The 15,854-nt window shown below is 65.0% G+C and carries 12 protein-coding genes; 10 read left to right on the top strand and 2 right to left on the bottom strand.

The genetic code is table 11. The features are described from left to right. Nucleotides 1–44: 44 nt before the first annotated feature. The 5 genes from argG to ACN0RC_RS12585 all read left to right on the top strand — a co-directional run bounded on the left by argG (nt 45) and on the right by ACN0RC_RS12585 (nt 10,102). Entirely contained in the window at nt 45–1,475 is a 1,431-nt protein-coding gene (gene argG, locus ACN0RC_RS12605) for an argininosuccinate synthase (RefSeq protein WP_417512237.1), read from the top strand. 199 nt (nt 1,476–1,674) lie between these two features. Next, on the top strand, nt 1,675–2,334 hold the full coding sequence (locus tag ACN0RC_RS12600) for a TetR/AcrR family transcriptional regulator (protein ID WP_417512235.1): 660 nt from the start codon (nt 1,675–1,677) through the stop codon (nt 2,332–2,334). Beyond that, on the top strand, nt 2,334–5,156 hold the full coding sequence (locus ACN0RC_RS12595) for a YhgE/Pip family protein (protein WP_417512233.1): 2,823 nt from the start codon (nt 2,334–2,336) through the stop codon (nt 5,154–5,156). The genes ACN0RC_RS12600 and ACN0RC_RS12595 overlap by 1 nt, the downstream gene beginning before the upstream one ends. Next, on the top strand, nt 5,153–7,333 hold the full coding sequence (locus tag ACN0RC_RS12590; protein ID WP_417512231.1) for a YhgE/Pip family protein: 2,181 nt from the start codon (nt 5,153–5,155) through the stop codon (nt 7,331–7,333). The genes ACN0RC_RS12595 and ACN0RC_RS12590 overlap by 4 nt, the downstream gene beginning before the upstream one ends. A gap of 114 nt (nt 7,334–7,447) precedes the next feature. Beyond that, nucleotides 7,448–10,102 (top strand): penicillin acylase family protein, encoded by a 2,655-nt coding sequence (locus ACN0RC_RS12585; protein ID WP_417512229.1) that lies wholly within the window; start codon nt 7,448–7,450, stop codon nt 10,100–10,102. A 3-nt stretch (nt 10,103–10,105) separates the two neighbouring features. Here ACN0RC_RS12585 and ACN0RC_RS12580 read toward each other — a convergent pair whose 3' ends face one another. After that, nucleotides 10,106–10,867, bottom strand: coding sequence for a GntR family transcriptional regulator (locus tag ACN0RC_RS12580; protein ID WP_417512227.1), 762 nt, complete (start codon nt 10,865–10,867; stop codon nt 10,106–10,108). Between the two features lie 190 nt (nt 10,868–11,057). On the opposite strand from ACN0RC_RS12580, the gene ACN0RC_RS12575 reads away from it, so the two are divergent. From ACN0RC_RS12575 to ACN0RC_RS12555, 5 genes are read left to right on the top strand one after another with little or no spacing between them, the layout of a single operon-like run. Beyond that, on the top strand, nt 11,058–11,939 hold the full coding sequence (locus ACN0RC_RS12575) for a transporter substrate-binding domain-containing protein (RefSeq protein ID WP_417512226.1): 882 nt from the start codon (nt 11,058–11,060) through the stop codon (nt 11,937–11,939). 14 nt (nt 11,940–11,953) lie between these two features. Then, nucleotides 11,954–12,712, top strand: a complete 759-nt coding sequence (gene ehuC, locus ACN0RC_RS12570) for an ectoine/hydroxyectoine ABC transporter permease subunit EhuC (RefSeq protein ID WP_417512224.1) — start codon at nt 11,954–11,956, stop codon at nt 12,710–12,712. After that, nucleotides 12,712–13,386: an ectoine/hydroxyectoine ABC transporter permease subunit EhuD gene (gene ehuD, locus ACN0RC_RS12565; protein WP_417512222.1), complete on the top strand. Its 675-nt coding sequence runs from the start codon at nt 12,712–12,714 to the stop codon at nt 13,384–13,386. Before ehuC ends, ehuD begins: the two co-directional genes overlap by 1 nt. Then, entirely contained in the window at nt 13,370–14,185 is an 816-nt protein-coding gene (gene ehuA, locus ACN0RC_RS12560) for an ectoine/hydroxyectoine ABC transporter ATP-binding protein EhuA (protein WP_417512220.1), read from the top strand. Before ehuD ends, ehuA begins: the two co-directional genes overlap by 17 nt. 36 nt (nt 14,186–14,221) lie before the next feature. Further along, nucleotides 14,222–14,986 carry an alpha/beta fold hydrolase gene (locus ACN0RC_RS12555; protein ID WP_417512218.1) on the top strand — a complete coding sequence of 255 codons (765 nt, stop codon included), beginning with the start codon at nt 14,222–14,224 and terminating at the stop codon, nt 14,984–14,986. Between the two features lie 32 nt (nt 14,987–15,018). Here ACN0RC_RS12555 and ACN0RC_RS12550 read toward each other — a convergent pair whose 3' ends face one another. Next, entirely contained in the window at nt 15,019–15,849 is an 831-nt protein-coding gene (locus tag ACN0RC_RS12550) for a DUF2510 domain-containing protein (RefSeq protein WP_417512216.1), read from the bottom strand. Between the last annotated feature and the right edge of the window lie 5 nt (nt 15,850–15,854).

The following is a 15,854-nucleotide window of genomic DNA, read 5'->3' as shown; positions in this document are numbered from 1 at the left end:
ACGCCCGCACAGACGACACGCCGCCCGCCGATAGACTGGACACCATGTCCAAGGTCCTTCAGTCACTCCCCGTCGGCGAGCGCGTCGGCATCGCCTTCTCCGGAGGCCTTGACACCTCCGTCGCTGTCGCGTGGATGCGCGAAAAGGGAGCGATCCCCTGCACCTATACCGGTGACCTCGGCCAGCCCGATGAGGACGACATCGAGTCGATCCCCGGCCGCGCACTCGAGTACGGCGCCGAGATCGCCCGCATCGTCGACGCGAAGACCGCCCTGGTCGAAGAGGGCTTCGTCGCGCTGCAGTGCGGTGCGTTCCACATCCGCTCCGGCGGCAAGACCTACTTCAACACGACTCCCCTCGGCCGCGCCGTCACCGGCACCATGCTCGTGCGCGCCATGAAGGAAGACGGCGTCGACATCTGGGGCGACGGCTCCACCTACAAGGGCAACGACATCGAGCGGTTCTACCGCTACGGCCTGCTCGCCAACCCGCGCCTGCGCATCTACAAGCCCTGGCTCGACGCGGACTTCGTCACCGAGCTCGGTGGCCGCCAGGAGATGAGCGAGTGGCTCGTCGAGCACGGTTTCCCGTACCGCGACGCCGCTGAGAAGGCCTACTCGACCGACGCGAACATCTGGGGCGCAACGCACGAGGCGAAGACCCTCGAGCACCTCAACGTCTCGCTCGAGACCGTCGACCCGATCATGGGCGTGAAGTTCTGGGACCCCTCGGTCGCCATCGAGACCGAAGACGTCACGGTGACCTTCGAGGCCGGTCGCCCCGTCGCGATCAACGGCGTCGAGTACTCCGACCCGGTGGCGCTCGTGAACGAGGCGAACACGATCGGCGGACGCCACGGCCTCGGCATGAGCGACCAGATCGAGAACCGCATCATCGAGGCGAAGTCGCGCGGCATCTATGAAGCCCCGGCCATGGCGCTGCTCTTCATCGCCTACGAGCGCCTCGTCAACGGCATCCTGAACGAGGACACCCTCGCGACCTACCACGAGCAGGGCCGCCGCCTCGGGCGCCTCATGTACGAGGGGCGCTGGCTCGAGCCGCAGTCACTCATGCTGCGCGAGTCGATCCAGCGCTGGGTCGGGCTGACGATCTCGGGCACTGTGACGGTCCGCCTGCGTCGCGGCGACGACTGGACGATCCTCGACACCGTCTCTCCGAACCTCTCCTACGGTCCGGAGAAGCTCTCGATGGAGCGCGTGGGAGATGCGGCCTTCGGCCCGGTCGACCGCATCGGCCAGCTGACGATGCGCAACCTCGACATCGCCGACTCGCGCTCGCGCCTCGAGCAGTACGCGAGCCTCGGCCTGGTCGGCGGTGCGACCGGCGAGCTCGTCGGTCGTGTGACTGCGGGCGAAGCATCCGAGATCACCGGCTCGGTCGAGGATGCCGACGAGAACCTGGATGCGGTCAATTCGGCGTCCGAGGGCGCAGCCTTCGACTCCGGCACCGACTGACCTCTTCACGACACGAATGGCGGATGCTGCGGCATCCGCCATTCGTCGTCTATGGGCCACATGCACGAGCCGAGGACACTTGCACGACCAGGCGGCGGGATCCGTCATGCACGCGTTCCCAGGTCGTGCAGGTGCAACCGGCCCTGAGCATCCGCCGCCCAATCTTGCACATCAGTGTGCAAGATCGTAAACTGATGGCATGACAGACCTCCGCGCTCCGCGCCGCGACGCGCAGGCGAACCGCGAAAGCATCCTGGTCGCCGCTCGTATCGCGCTCGCGCAAGACTCCAACGCCTCGATCGACCTGATCGCGCGCACCGCCGGCCTCTCTCGCCGCGCGCTCTACGGACACTTCGATGATCGATCCGCCCTGATCGGCGAGCTCATCAAGGCCGGCGCTCAGCGGTTCAACGCGATCGCCGAGCAGCCCCTCGACGACGACGCCCGCATAGCCCTCGCCCAGCTCGCCTCGCGGCTTTGGCACGAGGTCGCACACATCCAGACGGTGACCTCCATCGCGCTCGACGACGCCCACGTGGCCGACACCGCCGCCGCGCTGGCGCCGCTGCGAAAGGTCGTCGCAGGCATCGTCGAGCGCGGCCGCCGTGCCGACACGCTGCGTACCGACATCCCCGCCGACGTTCTCGCCCGACTCATCGAAGAGACCGCCCGCACGGTCGTACGCGTCGACGCCGTCGGACCGGATGCCGCGGCCACCGCCGTGCGCACCGTGCTGAGTATCGCCGGCCTGTCCTGGCGCGACGCTGACGCGCTGATCGCCACCCGTCCCGAGATCGTCGAGTCGGCCGCATCTCACCCTATGCTCGACATGCCACAGAACCGCCCGGACGAGGTCTGATGCACAACGCCTGGAGCGTCTTCCGGCGCGACCTCGGCCGACTCGCGCGAGTGAGCAAGGCGTGGATCATCATCGTCGGCGTCATCGTGACGCCCTCCCTCTACGCCTGGTTCAACATCGTCGCGTTCTGGGATCCGTACTCGAACACGCAGAACGTCAGCGTCGCGATCGTCAATCAAGATGAGGGAGCCACCTCCGACCTGACCGGAGACATCGATGTGGGCGGCGAACTCGTCGGCGAGCTCAAGAAGAATGATCAGCTCGGCTGGGAGTTCATGGATGAAGACGAGGCGATGGATGCCGTCAAGAGCGGGCGCAGCTATGCCGCGATCGTTATCCCGGAGGATTTCAGCCGCGACTTCATCAGCATCACAACCGGCGAGTTCACGCGCCCCGTGCTGAAGTACTACGTCAACGAGAAGGCGAACGCGATCGCCCCGAAGATCACAGATGTCGGCGCCTCGACGCTCGACACTCAGATCAACAGCACCTTCGTGTCGGTGGTCGCGAAGACCGTCACCGACCAGTTGAAGGATGCCGGTGAGGATACTGAGGGCCGGCTCACTGATGCGCGAGACAATACCGTCACGGCCCTCGATGACGCAGCCGGCAAAGTCGCCACGGCTCGAACGCGCATCACCGAACTGCAGACCGGACTGGCCGATGCCCAGACGGGGCTCGACAGCGCCGTGTCGACACTGGGTGACGTCGACGCCGCGCTCGGCGAGGTGCAGAGCGCCGTCGCGCAGGCCCAGACCATCGCTGCCGAGGCGCAGCAAGAGTTGTTGACGTTCACCGACAAAGTCACATCTGCGTACGTCACCGGCGCGACCCTTCTCGCCGACGCATCATCCAAGATGAATGCGTCGATCGCGACGCTGTCGACGAGCCTGCAACAGGCGAACGTCGCAGTGGGTACGGCGATCGACGACCTCTCCGCCGTGATCGAGGCGAACGGCAAGGTTCTGGACCAGTTGCAGACCATACTCGACGGCACCGATGCCGGATCGGAGGCAGAACAGCGTCTCAGCGAGGCCATCGACGCGCTGAAGGAACGCAACACCGCTGACCAGGAGGTGCTCGACCAACTGACGCAGTTGAACACGGACGTCTCGAACACGATCGAGTCCGTCAAGGCGTCTGCAGACACGATCAACTCCGCTGTCAGCAGCGCCTCGACATCGGCGGGTGGCATCCGGGATGCGCTTCTGCAGAGCGTCCCCGCACTCAACAGCGCGATGTCGGCACTGTCTTCTAGCGCCGACGCGTTCTCGTCCGCGCTCGGTGCGCAGCGAACCCAGGTGACACAAGCTCAGAGCCTGTTGGCAGGCCTGAAGACTCAGCTCGTTGATACCTCGACCGCCCTCACTGCGCTGGACGACAACCTCGCCGGCGCAGAGTCCGGCCTGGGCGGCGTACGTACCGACGTCTTGGCCCTCAGCGCTGCAGACGTGTGGGACCGTCTCGCGACGATCAGTGGATTGGATGCGGACCAGATCGCCCAGTTCATGGCCTCCCCCGTCGAAGTCGACCAGAACGTCCTTTTCCCCACCAAGGCGTACGGCTCCGCGATGGCCGCCCTTTTCACGAACCTGTCGCTGTGGATCGGTGCGTTCGTGCTGATGGTCATCATGCGACTCGAAGTCGACACAGAAGGCGTGGAAGGCGTTTCCGTACGTCAGGCGTACCTGGGGCGCTGGATGCTGCTGGCATCGATCGCCGTGTTCCAGGCTGTGCTCGTCTCGGTCGGCAACCTGGTCATCGGTGTGCAGACCGCGAACGCATTCGCGTTCGTCGGAACCAGCGTGCTCATCGGCCTGGCTTACCTCAGCATCATCTACGCCCTCTCGGTCTGTTTCGGCATCGTCGGCAAGGGTCTGTGCATCCTGCTGGTGATCTTCCAGATCCCGGGAGCGTCGGGGCTCTATCCGATCGAGATGATGCCGGACTTCTTCCAAGGGCTGTATCCGTTCCTGCCGTTCACCTATGGCATCGACGCGCTGCGCGAGACCATCAGCGGCTTCTACGGCGGCCACTACTGGCAGTTCATGGGGGCGCTCGCGCTCTTCGTCGTGATCGCGTTCGTGCTGGGGCTCTTCCTGCGCCGCCGACTGGGAAACTTCGCACTGCTGTTCAACCGTCGACTCGCCGACAGCCAGTTGATGGTGAGCGAGGATGTGCAGATCACCGGCCGCCGTCGCACGCCGGAGGTCATCCATGCGCTGACGGACGGCGACGGCTACCGCGAGGAGGTCGCGCAGCGCGCGCGGCGGTTCACTGATCGGTATCCGACCGTGCTGCGACTCACTCTCATCGTGGGCGTCACGGTCATGGCCGTGCTCGCCGTCGCCGCCTGGCTCGTCCCGGATGTCAAGGCGACGATGCTCGGCCTGTGGGCACTGTGGTGCTTGATCCTCATCGGCGTCCTCGTCGCATTGGAGTACATCAAACAGAGCATCGAACAGGCCGCTGAGGTGGGCGAGATGCCGGAAGCAGACCTGCGCCAGGCGCTGGCCATCGAGAACAGTGGAGATGCGTCTCTGCTCGCCGTCGCCGCGTCCGGTGGCCCGACCGAGTCCGCCCCCGCCCGCACAGCAGTACTCGAGCGACCGGACAACGCCACGGATGCGGAGGAACCAGGCGAGGACACTGCAGATCTCGAGGACCTTTTCGCGATGGATGCCGACGTCGACCAGGCGCGCGACGCGGACGGCACCGCCGATGACGTGCCCGAGGACGGACACGACGACGAACGCGACGACACCAAGCCCGAGCCGGACGACGACGCCGACGGCACCCAGGAACAGCAGGAGCGCGAATGAAGAACATCCTGCATGTGTTCCGGCACGACCTGCGCCGGGCGACGAGTAACGTCATGGCCGTCATCGTGCTGTTCGGTCTGGTCGTGATCCCGTCCCTGTTCACCTGGTTCAACGTCATCGCGAGCTGGAATCCGTTCGAGAACACCAAGAACCTCACCGTCGCCGTCGCCAACACCGATGAGGGGTATCAGAGCGACCTCGTTCCGATCCGCCTCAACGTCGGCGAGCAGGTGCTCTCGGCGCTGCGTGCGAACAACGATCTGAACTGGGTGATCACCTCGGAGGACGAGGCGATCGACGGCACGAAGTCCGGCGAGTACTACGCCGCCATCGTGCTGCCTCCGACCTTCAGCGCCGACATGATGACCTTCTACTCGAACGGTTCCGACACCAAGATCGAGTACTACACGAACGAGAAGAAGAACGCGCTCGCACCGAAGATCACCGAGCAGGGTGCGGGTGAAGTGTCTACAAGCATCAACGAAGTCTTCACGGAGAAGCTCAGCGAGGTCGCTCTCAACATCATCACTTCGCTGTCCGGGTATCTCGAGGACGCAGACACCCAGACAGCGCTGTCCCGCCTGCAGGCACACGCCGGCGAGGTGGCCGCGCAGATGCGGGCAGCATCAGCGACAGCGGACATGTTCACCTCACTGATCGCTTCGAGCCGCCCGCTCGTCGACGGAGCCTCAGGGCTCGTATCGGCGTCAAGCGACGCGCTCCAGGACGCCACCGGCGCGCTGGGCACCGGAAAGGACGCCGCTCAATCGCTGAAGGACGTTCTCACATCGACTGCCGCGACGATCGGCGACGCACTGGCCGGAACGGCCGACAGTTATCAGGCCGTGGCCGACAGCGTCGACAGTGTGTTCTCTTCACTGAATGCGCAATCCCAGAGCTCGGCGGATGCGATCAGTGCCGTGGCGACGCGCGTACAGACCCAGATCGACCAGAATCAGCAGCTGCGTGACTCCCTCGTGAACAATGTCCGCCCGCTCCTACCGGAATCGGCATTGGACTCGTTCGATCGGGCGGTATCCCGCATCGACGCGTCGATCGCACGACAACAGGATCTGCACGATCGCCTCGACGAAGCAGCAACGCACATCACCGACACCGATGCCGACGTTCAAGCCACGCATGCCGAGATCACGGGGCTGATCGCCGACGCGAAGGCGGCCGTGGACGACGCCAAGAACGCCTACACAGGCAGTCTGCAGCCGAAGCTCGATGCACTCGCGGAGACACTGGCCGTCATCGGCGGCGACGTCGATTCGATCGGCAGCGATCTCTCTTCCGTCGCGGAGTCGCTCTCCGGATCCGATTCGCTGACCACGGCACTCGAGCACGCAGAATCATTGACGACCGACATCTCGAGCACCCTCACCGAGACGGCAGATCGATTCGATGCTCTCGCCAACGCTCTGACCAAGGCCATGGATACGGGCGACCTCAGTGAGCTCACCGAGGTGATCGGCGCGGAACCACAGGCGCTGGCCACCCATCTTGCCGAGCCCGTGTCCCTGAAACGAGTGCCGGTCTACTCGGTCGTCAGTTTCGGCGCAGCGATGACGCCGTTGTACACCGTGCTCGCCCTCTGGGTGGGAGCGCTCCTGATCTCGGTGTCGATTCGCGTCGATCCGCCGCAGGGCGCTGCCTCCGATCTCCCTGTCCTCACGCCGACGCAGAAGTACCTCGGCAGGTTCGGCATCTTCGCGCTCGTCGGTTTCCTGCAGAGCTCGCTGGTGTGTCTGGGCAGCGTGCTGTTCACGCAGGTGCAGCCGGAGCATCCGTTCCTGCTCATCCTCACCGGCTGGGTGATGTCGCTCGTGTTCACGCTGATCGTCTACACGTTCGTCGTGACCTTCGGGAACGCCGGCAAGGCGTTGGCCGTGTTGATGCTCGTCGTGCAGATCTCCACCTCCGGTGGTGCGTACCCGCTGCAGGTGCTTCCGCAATGGTTCCAGAACATCAGTCCGTTCCTGCCTGCCACACATGCGGTGAACGCGATGCGCTCCGCCATCGCCGGCATCTATCAGAACGACTTCTGGGTGTCGCTGGGGTTGCTCGCCGCGTTCGCACTGCCCGCCCTGCTGCTCGGTCTGGTGCTGCGACTCCCGCTCATCAGCTTCAATCAGAAGCTCCTGCGCGCACTGGATTCAACGAAGCTCATGTGATGCGGCTCATCCCGAATCGTCCCGGCCCCGCTAGGCTTCCAAAAGCGCGTCCCGAAACGCGCTCTGGGGAACGGTGAGACCGAGTCCCACCGACGACCCCGAAAGAGCTTCTCAATGACGACCGAATCTCCGCAACCTGCAGCACGCCGCCCGCTGGGCGCGCGAATCGGACGCATTGCATTCGGCGTCGTTGCGGGGCTGCTCGTCATTGCCGTGGCGGCGGCCTTCTTCGTCGTCTGGACAATCCAGCGCTCATTCCCGCAGACGTCCGGAGAACTTGAGCTCGACGGGCTGAAGGCCCAGGTCAGTGTGCAGCGTGACAGTCTCGGCGTGCCGACGATCACGGCAGACTCCTCGCACGATCTGTTCTTTGCAGAGGGCTTCGTGCACGCGCAGGATCGCTTCTTCGAGATGGACTTCCGCCGGCACGTGACATCCGGCCGCGTCGCGGAGATGTTCGGTGAATCCCAGGCGCCGACTGACATGTTCCTGCGCACTCTCGGCTGGCGCGACGTCGCCGAGCAGGAAGTCGAGGCGATGGATGAAACCACGCTCGCCTACTACCAGGCCTACGCCGACGGCGTGAATGCCTACCTCTCCACGCGCGACGGTGCGAAGCTCTCGCTGGAGTATGCCGTTCTCGGCATACAGAACCCCGACTACCAAGTCGAGCCATGGGAACCCGCCGACTCGGTCGCCTGGCTGAAGGCGATGGCGTGGGATCTGCGCACAAACATCGAAGACGAAACCGAGCGCGCACTACTGGTCGCGGAAGTCGGAGATGAAGCGGCGCCCGCCGACAGCATGGACCTGCTCGAGCAGCTCTACCCGGCGTACCCGTTCGATGAGAACCCCGTGATCGTCCCGAAGATATCGACGGTCCCCGCGCTGGAGGACGAAACGGATGCCGCGCCCGCTATCTTCACCACTGACCCCGGCGATGACGCCACTATCCAGACCGCGGTGACCACCGTCGAGTGGCAGGAGGCGGAGAGCGTCGTCGAGGCGGCAAGCCTGCTGGTCGGCGACGTTGGCGAAGGCATCGGTTCGAACTCGTGGGTGGTCTCCGGGTCGCTCACGGAGAGTGGCTTGCCGCTGTTGTCGAATGATCCGCACCTCGGTGCATCGCTCCCCTCGGTCTGGTATCAGGTGCAGTTGCGCTGCTCAAAGGTCACCGTTGAGTGCCCCTTCGATGTCGGCGGCTTCTCCTTCTCCGGCCTGCCGGGCATCGTGATCGGGCACAACAGTCAGGTCGCGTGGGGGTTCACGAATCTCACGACCGACGTTGCCGACCTCTACATCGAGAAGGTCGACGGCGACTCATACTGGCGCGACGGCGCACTCGTACCGCTCGATGTGCGTGAGGAGACCGTGAAGGTCGCGGGCGGCGAAGACATCGATCTGACGATCCGCTCCACCGCGCACGGCCCGATCATCTCGGGACTCACCGACGACTTCACCGCGCTCGCCGACGGCGACGTCTGGGCAGACGGCGATGCGCTCGTGCAGGGCGAGACGGATGCCGCAGCTGCCATGACGGGCGAATACGCCGTGTCGCTGCGCTGGACCGCGCTCGATCCGGGGAAAACCGCAACGGCGATCTTCGCGCTCGATACGGCGCAGAGTTTCGAGGACTTCCGCGCCGCGGCATCCCAATTCGATGTGCCAGCGCAGAACCTCATCTACGCCGACATCGACGGCAACATCGGCTACCAGGCCCCTGGCCGGCTGCCGATCCGCGGCGCCGGCGACGGCTGGCTGCCGCAGCCGGGCTGGGACAGCGCCTACGACTGGACCGGTTACATTCCGTTCGAAGAACTTCCCGTCTCGTACAACCCGTCGTCGGGCTACATCGTCACGGCGAACAACGCCATCGTGACCGATGACTACGACTACTTCCTCTCGCGTGACTGGGACTACGGCTACCGTGCCGCTCGCATCGCCTACCTCATCGAGCGCACTGCGGCCGCCGGGCCCATCACCGCGCAGGATATGCGTGATATTCAGAACGACAACCAGATGTGGGTCGGCAAGAAGCTGGCAACGGTCATGGCCGACGTCGAGGTCGCAGGCGACGGACCGAAGGAGGCCGTGGCGCTTCTTCGCACCTGGGACGCGCAGAACAACGCCGACTCCGCAGCCGCCGCCTACGCGAACGTGCTCTGGTCGAACCTCGTGCTGAACGTCTTCGCGAACCGCGAAGAGCCGCTGCCGTACGGAAGCCAGAGCCGCCTGTTCACCGTCATGGACGCACTGCTCGATGATCCGAGCGACCCGCTCTGGACGAATGAGCAGATCGACGTGAACGGCATGGACGAGATGCTCACCCTCTCTGCCGAGCAGGCCTACGACGAGCTCGTCTCACTGCAGGGCAATGTCGCCTCGCGGTGGAATTGGGGCGACCTGCACGCCATCACACTCACCAGTGACACTCTCGGTTCCTCTGGAATCGCACCGATCGAGGCGCTATTCAACCGCGGACCGTACCCGGTCGGCGGCGGAGCATCCGTCGTCAATGCCACCGGGTGGAGCATCGGCGAGTCCTACGCCACGACGACCGTGCCCTCGATGCGCATGGTCATCGATCTGGCTGACTTCGACAGCTCCTCGTGGAACCACCTCACCGGAGCATCCGGTCACGCGTTCCACCAGCACTACGTCGATCAGACCGAGGACTGGGCCGCGGGCATCCAGACGGTATGGGCCTTCAGCCCGGATGCCGTCGCCGAGGCGACCGTCGACACACTGGTGCTGACGCCCGCGAAGTAGCGCTCAGACTTCTTCGGTGATCTCGATCGGCGTGATGGTCGGGATCACGTCGGTCACCACGCGCTCGACCGTCTCGACGCTCTCGTCCTTGCCGGTGAGTCGCGCGACCGCCTCGGCGAACTGCTGCTCGAGCGCTGCGAAAGCGGCCGCCGCGTCACCCGCGGCGAGCGCGTCGAGAAGTCCGCGGTACGTCTCGGAGATCGAGCGCCGCACGGCATAGCCGTTCGGATCGCTGAAGCTGGCGATGCGCATCTCGATGACGAGAGTCGCCATGTAGTGCGAGAGGCGACGACTTCCGGCGGAGTCGACCAGCAGGCGGTGGAACTCGAGGTCGGCGTCACCGATGGCGATGGCGTCGTCGCCGTCACTGAGCTCGACGAGGTGCGCGTACGCGGCCTCAAGCGCATCGAGCACCGAGGCCGCACCCGCCTTGATGATGAGCCGTGCCGCCTGTGCTTCGATCGCGAGCCTGACGTCGTAGACGTCGGCGACCTCGTCGGGACGGATCACGCTGACGCGCATACCTCGACCGGGGGATGCTGTCAGCAGGCCTTCCTGCACCAGTCGCTGGGTCGACTCCCGAAGCGGGCTGCGGCTGACGCCGAGCTGGGAGGACATCTCGACCTCGCCGATGGGGCTTCCTACCGGGAGCGCGCCGGTGAAGATCGCCTTGCGCAGCTCCGCAGTGATCAGATCGACCGTTGACGGGCGCGCGACGCGCACCATAGAAATCGGCGTCACCGCGCGAGGTGTGTGTGAGGCCATGAATATCCCTTTCGACCGTTGCCGTCTGGTCGTGCGTGAAACAGCGAACATCTCATTGTCGATCCTCCTCGGCCAGAAGCGAAGCCGACTCGGCAACTCAGTCTGCCCCAAGATCACATTCTTGTATACGTGTCGACAATCTGCGCGTCTGACTGTACATATGCCGACAGATTCCATAGTCTGGGGCACCATGACCAAGAGAACGCTACGAACCAGCATTGCCACCGCGGCGATCGGAACCCTTGCTCTCGGCCTGCTCGCCGGTTGCGCTTCCGATGACACCGAGGGGATGAGCACGCTCGAGAAGGCACAGGAGGAGGGCACGATCACGCTCGCCGTCGCCTCCGAGCAGCCGTACTCCTGGGTCGAGGACGGCGAGCCCACCGGTGCGACGATCGCGATGCACGAGCAGATCTTCAAAAACCTCGGCATCGACAACATCGAGATCGAAGAGGTCGCCTGGGACAACCTGATCCCCGGGCTGAATGCGGGCCGCTGGGACGTCATCAGCGCAGGCATGTCGATCCTCCCCGACCGCTGCGCCGAAGCAGCATTCAGCGATCCCGAGATCATGTACACCACGACGCTCGCCGTGCCCAAAGGCAACCCGAAGGACCTCAGTGATCTCGACTCCGTCGCCGCAGCGGGCGACATCAAGCTCGCCGTGCAATCCGGAGCCATCGAAGACGGTTACGCCAAGGACCTCGGCATCACGAACACAGTGCAGGTCGACTCCGCCAGCGCGGGCCTTGAGGCCGTGCAGGCCGGCCTTGCCGACGCTTTCGCCCTGACCGCGGTGTCGCTGAACTGGATGACCGAGGACATGGATGACCTCGAGACCACCGAAGCCTTCGTGCAGGTGATCGACGGTGTCGAGCAGATCGGCGCCGGTGCGACGGTGTTCCGTCCGGACGACACCGCGCTTCTGGAGGCCTACAACGAGGAGCTCGCCAAGATCACCGGTGACGAGCAGTCGTACCTCGACCTCGTCGAGCCGTTCGGATTCACCGCGGAGAACCTGCCGCCGGCAGATCTGACCACCGAGCAGCTCTGCGCTGGCGAACTCGGCTGAGTCCCTCCGTCTCAGTGACTGACAATCTCGAAGCGCTCCAGCGGGCGCTGCCCCAGATCCTCGACGGGCTCCTTATAACCCTCGAGCTGACTGTGGGCGGCGCCCTGCTGGCGTTCATCATCGCCATCGGACTCGGGCTGCTCGCCCGGTTCGACAACATTCTGCTGCGCGGGTTCGCCCGCGTGGTGATCGAGTTCTTCCGCGGTACGTCGCTGCTCGTGCAGCTCTTCTTCTTCTTCTTCGTGCTGCCCCTCCCCCCGTTCAACCTCGAGCTGCCGCCGGTGTTCACCGGAATCTTGGCACTCGGTCTGAACTACGGTGCCTACGGCGCCGAAGTCGTACGCGGATCGATCAACTCCGTGCCAGCCGGCCAATGGGAGGCGACGACGGCGCTGAGCCTGTCGCGCACGCAGCGCATGTGGCGAGTGATCTTCCCCCAGGCATGGGCACTGATGATCCCGTCGCTGAACAACCTGCTCATCCAGCTTCTGAAGGGCACGGCGGTCGTCTATCTGATCACGATCGTCGATCTCACCGCCGAGCTGAACAAACTGCGCATCAACACCGACGTCTTCTTCGCCTACACACTCGGGCTCATCATCTACTTCGTCATCGCCTACCTGCTCTCGCTGATCATGAACGCGCTCGAAGCGCGCGCCAAGCACCGGCTCGGCCAGAGCACGCGGTGGCGCGACGCGGTCGCCGCCCCTGAGACCGTCGCCGAGCCCGAGGCCATCGCCGAGCCCATCACCGAACCAGAGGGGAGCGTGTGATGTCCGACGACTCCTTCCCCTGGAACTGGGACCACGTCTGGGGCGCACTGCCCGACATGCTCTGGAGCTTCCTCACCGTCACGCTGGTGATCACCGTCGTCAGCAGCGCGATCGCGGCTGTCCTCGGGCTGCTCATCGCTCTGGTCCGCCGCAGCGCTCCTCGCCCCGTCGCCGCCATCGTGACCTTCGTGATGAACTTCATCCGGATGACACCGATCGTGGTGCAGCTGCTGTTCGGCCTCTACGGACTGCTCGCGCTCGGCATCGACATCCCGCCGATCATCATCGGCATTGCGATCTTCGGCATCCACTACGCCACGTATATGGCCGAGGTGTATCGGGCGGGAATCGACTCGATCGACCCCGGACAGTGGGAGGCGACGACCGCCCTGTCGATGTCACGCCGTCGCACGTGGACCGCGGTGGTCATCCCGCAGGCGGTACGGGCGACCGTCCCGTCCCTGGGCAACTACGTGATCTCCATGTTCAAGGAGACGCCGTTCGTGTCGGTCATCTTCGTCGCCGACATGGTGAAGACCGCGCAGCTCTACGGCGGCGAACACTTCCGCTACGTCGAAGCGATCACTCTCGCTGGCCTCTTGTTCTTGGCCGCGAGCTACCCCACCTCCCTGCTGATCGGTCGATTGGAGAAGCGCCTTGTCCACAAACCCTGATACCCACACCGGTGCCATCGCACTGGACGACGGTGCCGTGCCCGCCATCCGCTTCGACAAGGTCGAGAAGCGCTTCGGCGATCACGTCGTGCTGCACGATCTCGACTTCACCGTCCGCAAGGGCGACCGCGTGACCCTGATCGGGCCGAGCGGATCGGGCAAGACGACGATCCTGCGCCTGGTCATGACGCTCGAAGAGGCCAACGCCGGGTACGTGCACATCGACGGCAATCCGCTCACTCACTATGAGAAGGACGGCAAGCGGGTCGAGTTGAAAGAGAAGCACAAGAACGAGATGCGCAAGCGCATCGGCATGGTGTTCCAGCAGTTCAACCTGTTCCCGAACATGACGGTGATCGAGAATATCATCGAGGCCCCGGTGCACGTGCTCGGCATGTCGAAGAAGGATGCTCTGGCGCGGGGCCGTGCACTGCTCGAGAAGGTCGGACTCCCCGACAAGGAGAACGCGCACCCGACCCAGCTCTCCGGTGGTCAGCAGCAGCGCGTGGCGATCGCGCGGGCTCTCGCCATGGAGCCCGAGATCCTGCTGCTCGACGAGGTCACCAGTGCGCTGGACCCCGAGGTGGTCGGCGAGGTGCTGAACATCCTGCGCGACGTTGCACGCGAGACCGATGTGACCATGCTGATCGTCACGCACGAGATGCAGTTCGCGCGCGACGTGTCGAACCGGGTGCTGATGTTCGACAGCGGGCGGATCGTCGAAGAGGGCGCGCCGGAAGACATCTTCAGCAACCCGCAGGAGCAGCGGACGAGGGACTTCCTCTCGGCCGTGCTCTGACCTCTCGGTCGTGGTGTGACGCGTTAGGGTCGTATGGTGCCAGAACGTCTGCTTGCTCCTGAGGGTGTTCCCGCATCCATCGTCGAATCCGAGCATGGTGGTGCGACGCTCGTCGCGGAGGACTTCGGAACCGGCGAGCGCCCATATGTGCTGCTGCACGGCATCGGCATGGGCCGCAGCGTCTACCTCGACTTCAGCGAACGCCTTCCTGGGCGCATCATCGCGCTCGATCTGCCCGGCTTCGGCGAAGCCCCGGAACCCTTTCGAACTCTGACGATGGCCCGGCACGCCGACCTCATTGCGGCATTCCTGCGCAGTATCGACGTCTCGGATGCCGTCATCATCGGCCACTCCATGGGCAGTCAGATCGGTGCGGAGCTCGCGGCGCGGCATCCGTCCCTCATCGCCGGACTCGTCCTGGCAGGACCTACCGTCAACAGCGCTTCACGCAGCGTGCGCGAGCAGGCGACCTACCTGTTGCGCGACCTGATGGGCGAACGTCCGATCGTGCTTTTGCGCGGTGCGCGCGAATACCTGCGCGGCGGGCCGCACCTGATCAGGAAGATCCGTGCGACCGTGGTGCACGAACCCGAGAAGGCCTATGCGCAGGTGAAGTGCCCCGTGCTCGTGCTGCGCGGTGCGCGCGACCCGCTCGCACCTGTGTCGTGGTGCCGCGAGATCCTCTCCCTCGTGCCGGGCCCGGCCGATCTGAAAGAGATCCCCGACCATGGCCACGGCACGCTGATCAGCGACGCGGAACTCGCCGCCGACCTGATCACGGAGTTCGCCCGCCGCCTCTGACCCGACCGGCGCCCACGACAGAGCGCGGCACCTCAGCGCAGCGGCGGGGCTTGCGGCGGCAGAATCATCGTGTAGCGACGGATGTAGACCATCAGCAGCACGAGGCCACCGACGAAGGCGAAGACCCCTGCCGGGATGATGACCACCGCTGCCGCCCAGCCGAGCGCGCCCACGAAGGCGACGCCGAGAAGTGCGGCCAGCACGCCGAGTCCGACGAGTACCCAACCGAGGATCATCGAGTTCCGGTAGGCGCGCGGCCCGTACTGGGTCGGCCGCACACCGAACTTCTGCGCGATGTACGGGCTCCACTGAGCACCGGTCCACCAGCGCGCGATCTGCCCTGACACGGGGAACCAGCCGGCGCCCGCACCTTCTACTTCGCCCGGCAACGGCCGCGTCAGCGGATCGAACACCGGCGCCGTCGTGGGCACAGCGAGCTTCTGCACGCGGGTGACGCGGATGCCGCCGATCAACCAGAGAATTCCGGCGATGAAGAACAGCACCGGAGTGAAGGCGAACACCGGCTCACCCGACAGGCTGTATGTGCTGTACTGCGAGATGGCGAGCACGATGAACACGATGCCAAAGACGATGCCCAGGCGTCCGGGCTCGATGGCGAACGCATCCGGCCGCAGCTTGCCGTCGCGAAGACGGTACGGGGTCCAGCCTGCGCCATCCCACCACCGAACGTCCGCAGTTCCGACCACGGGATACCAGCCCATCGGCGCAGTATGCACCAAGGGTGCAGATACCGGCTGCGGCGCCACTGCGACCGCGCGCTCATGCCCGGTCCATTGCACGCCGTCCCACCAGCGCTGCTGCCCCGGGACTCCGGCGTCGTACCACCCCGGCTGTGCACTCATCTGCT

The organism is Microbacterium sp., assembly GCF_048259935.1.
Lineage (GTDB): Bacteria > Actinomycetota > Actinomycetes > Actinomycetales > Microbacteriaceae > Microbacterium.
Note: the sequence above shows the minus strand (reverse complement) of the source record. Positions and strands in the feature narration are given on the sequence as shown.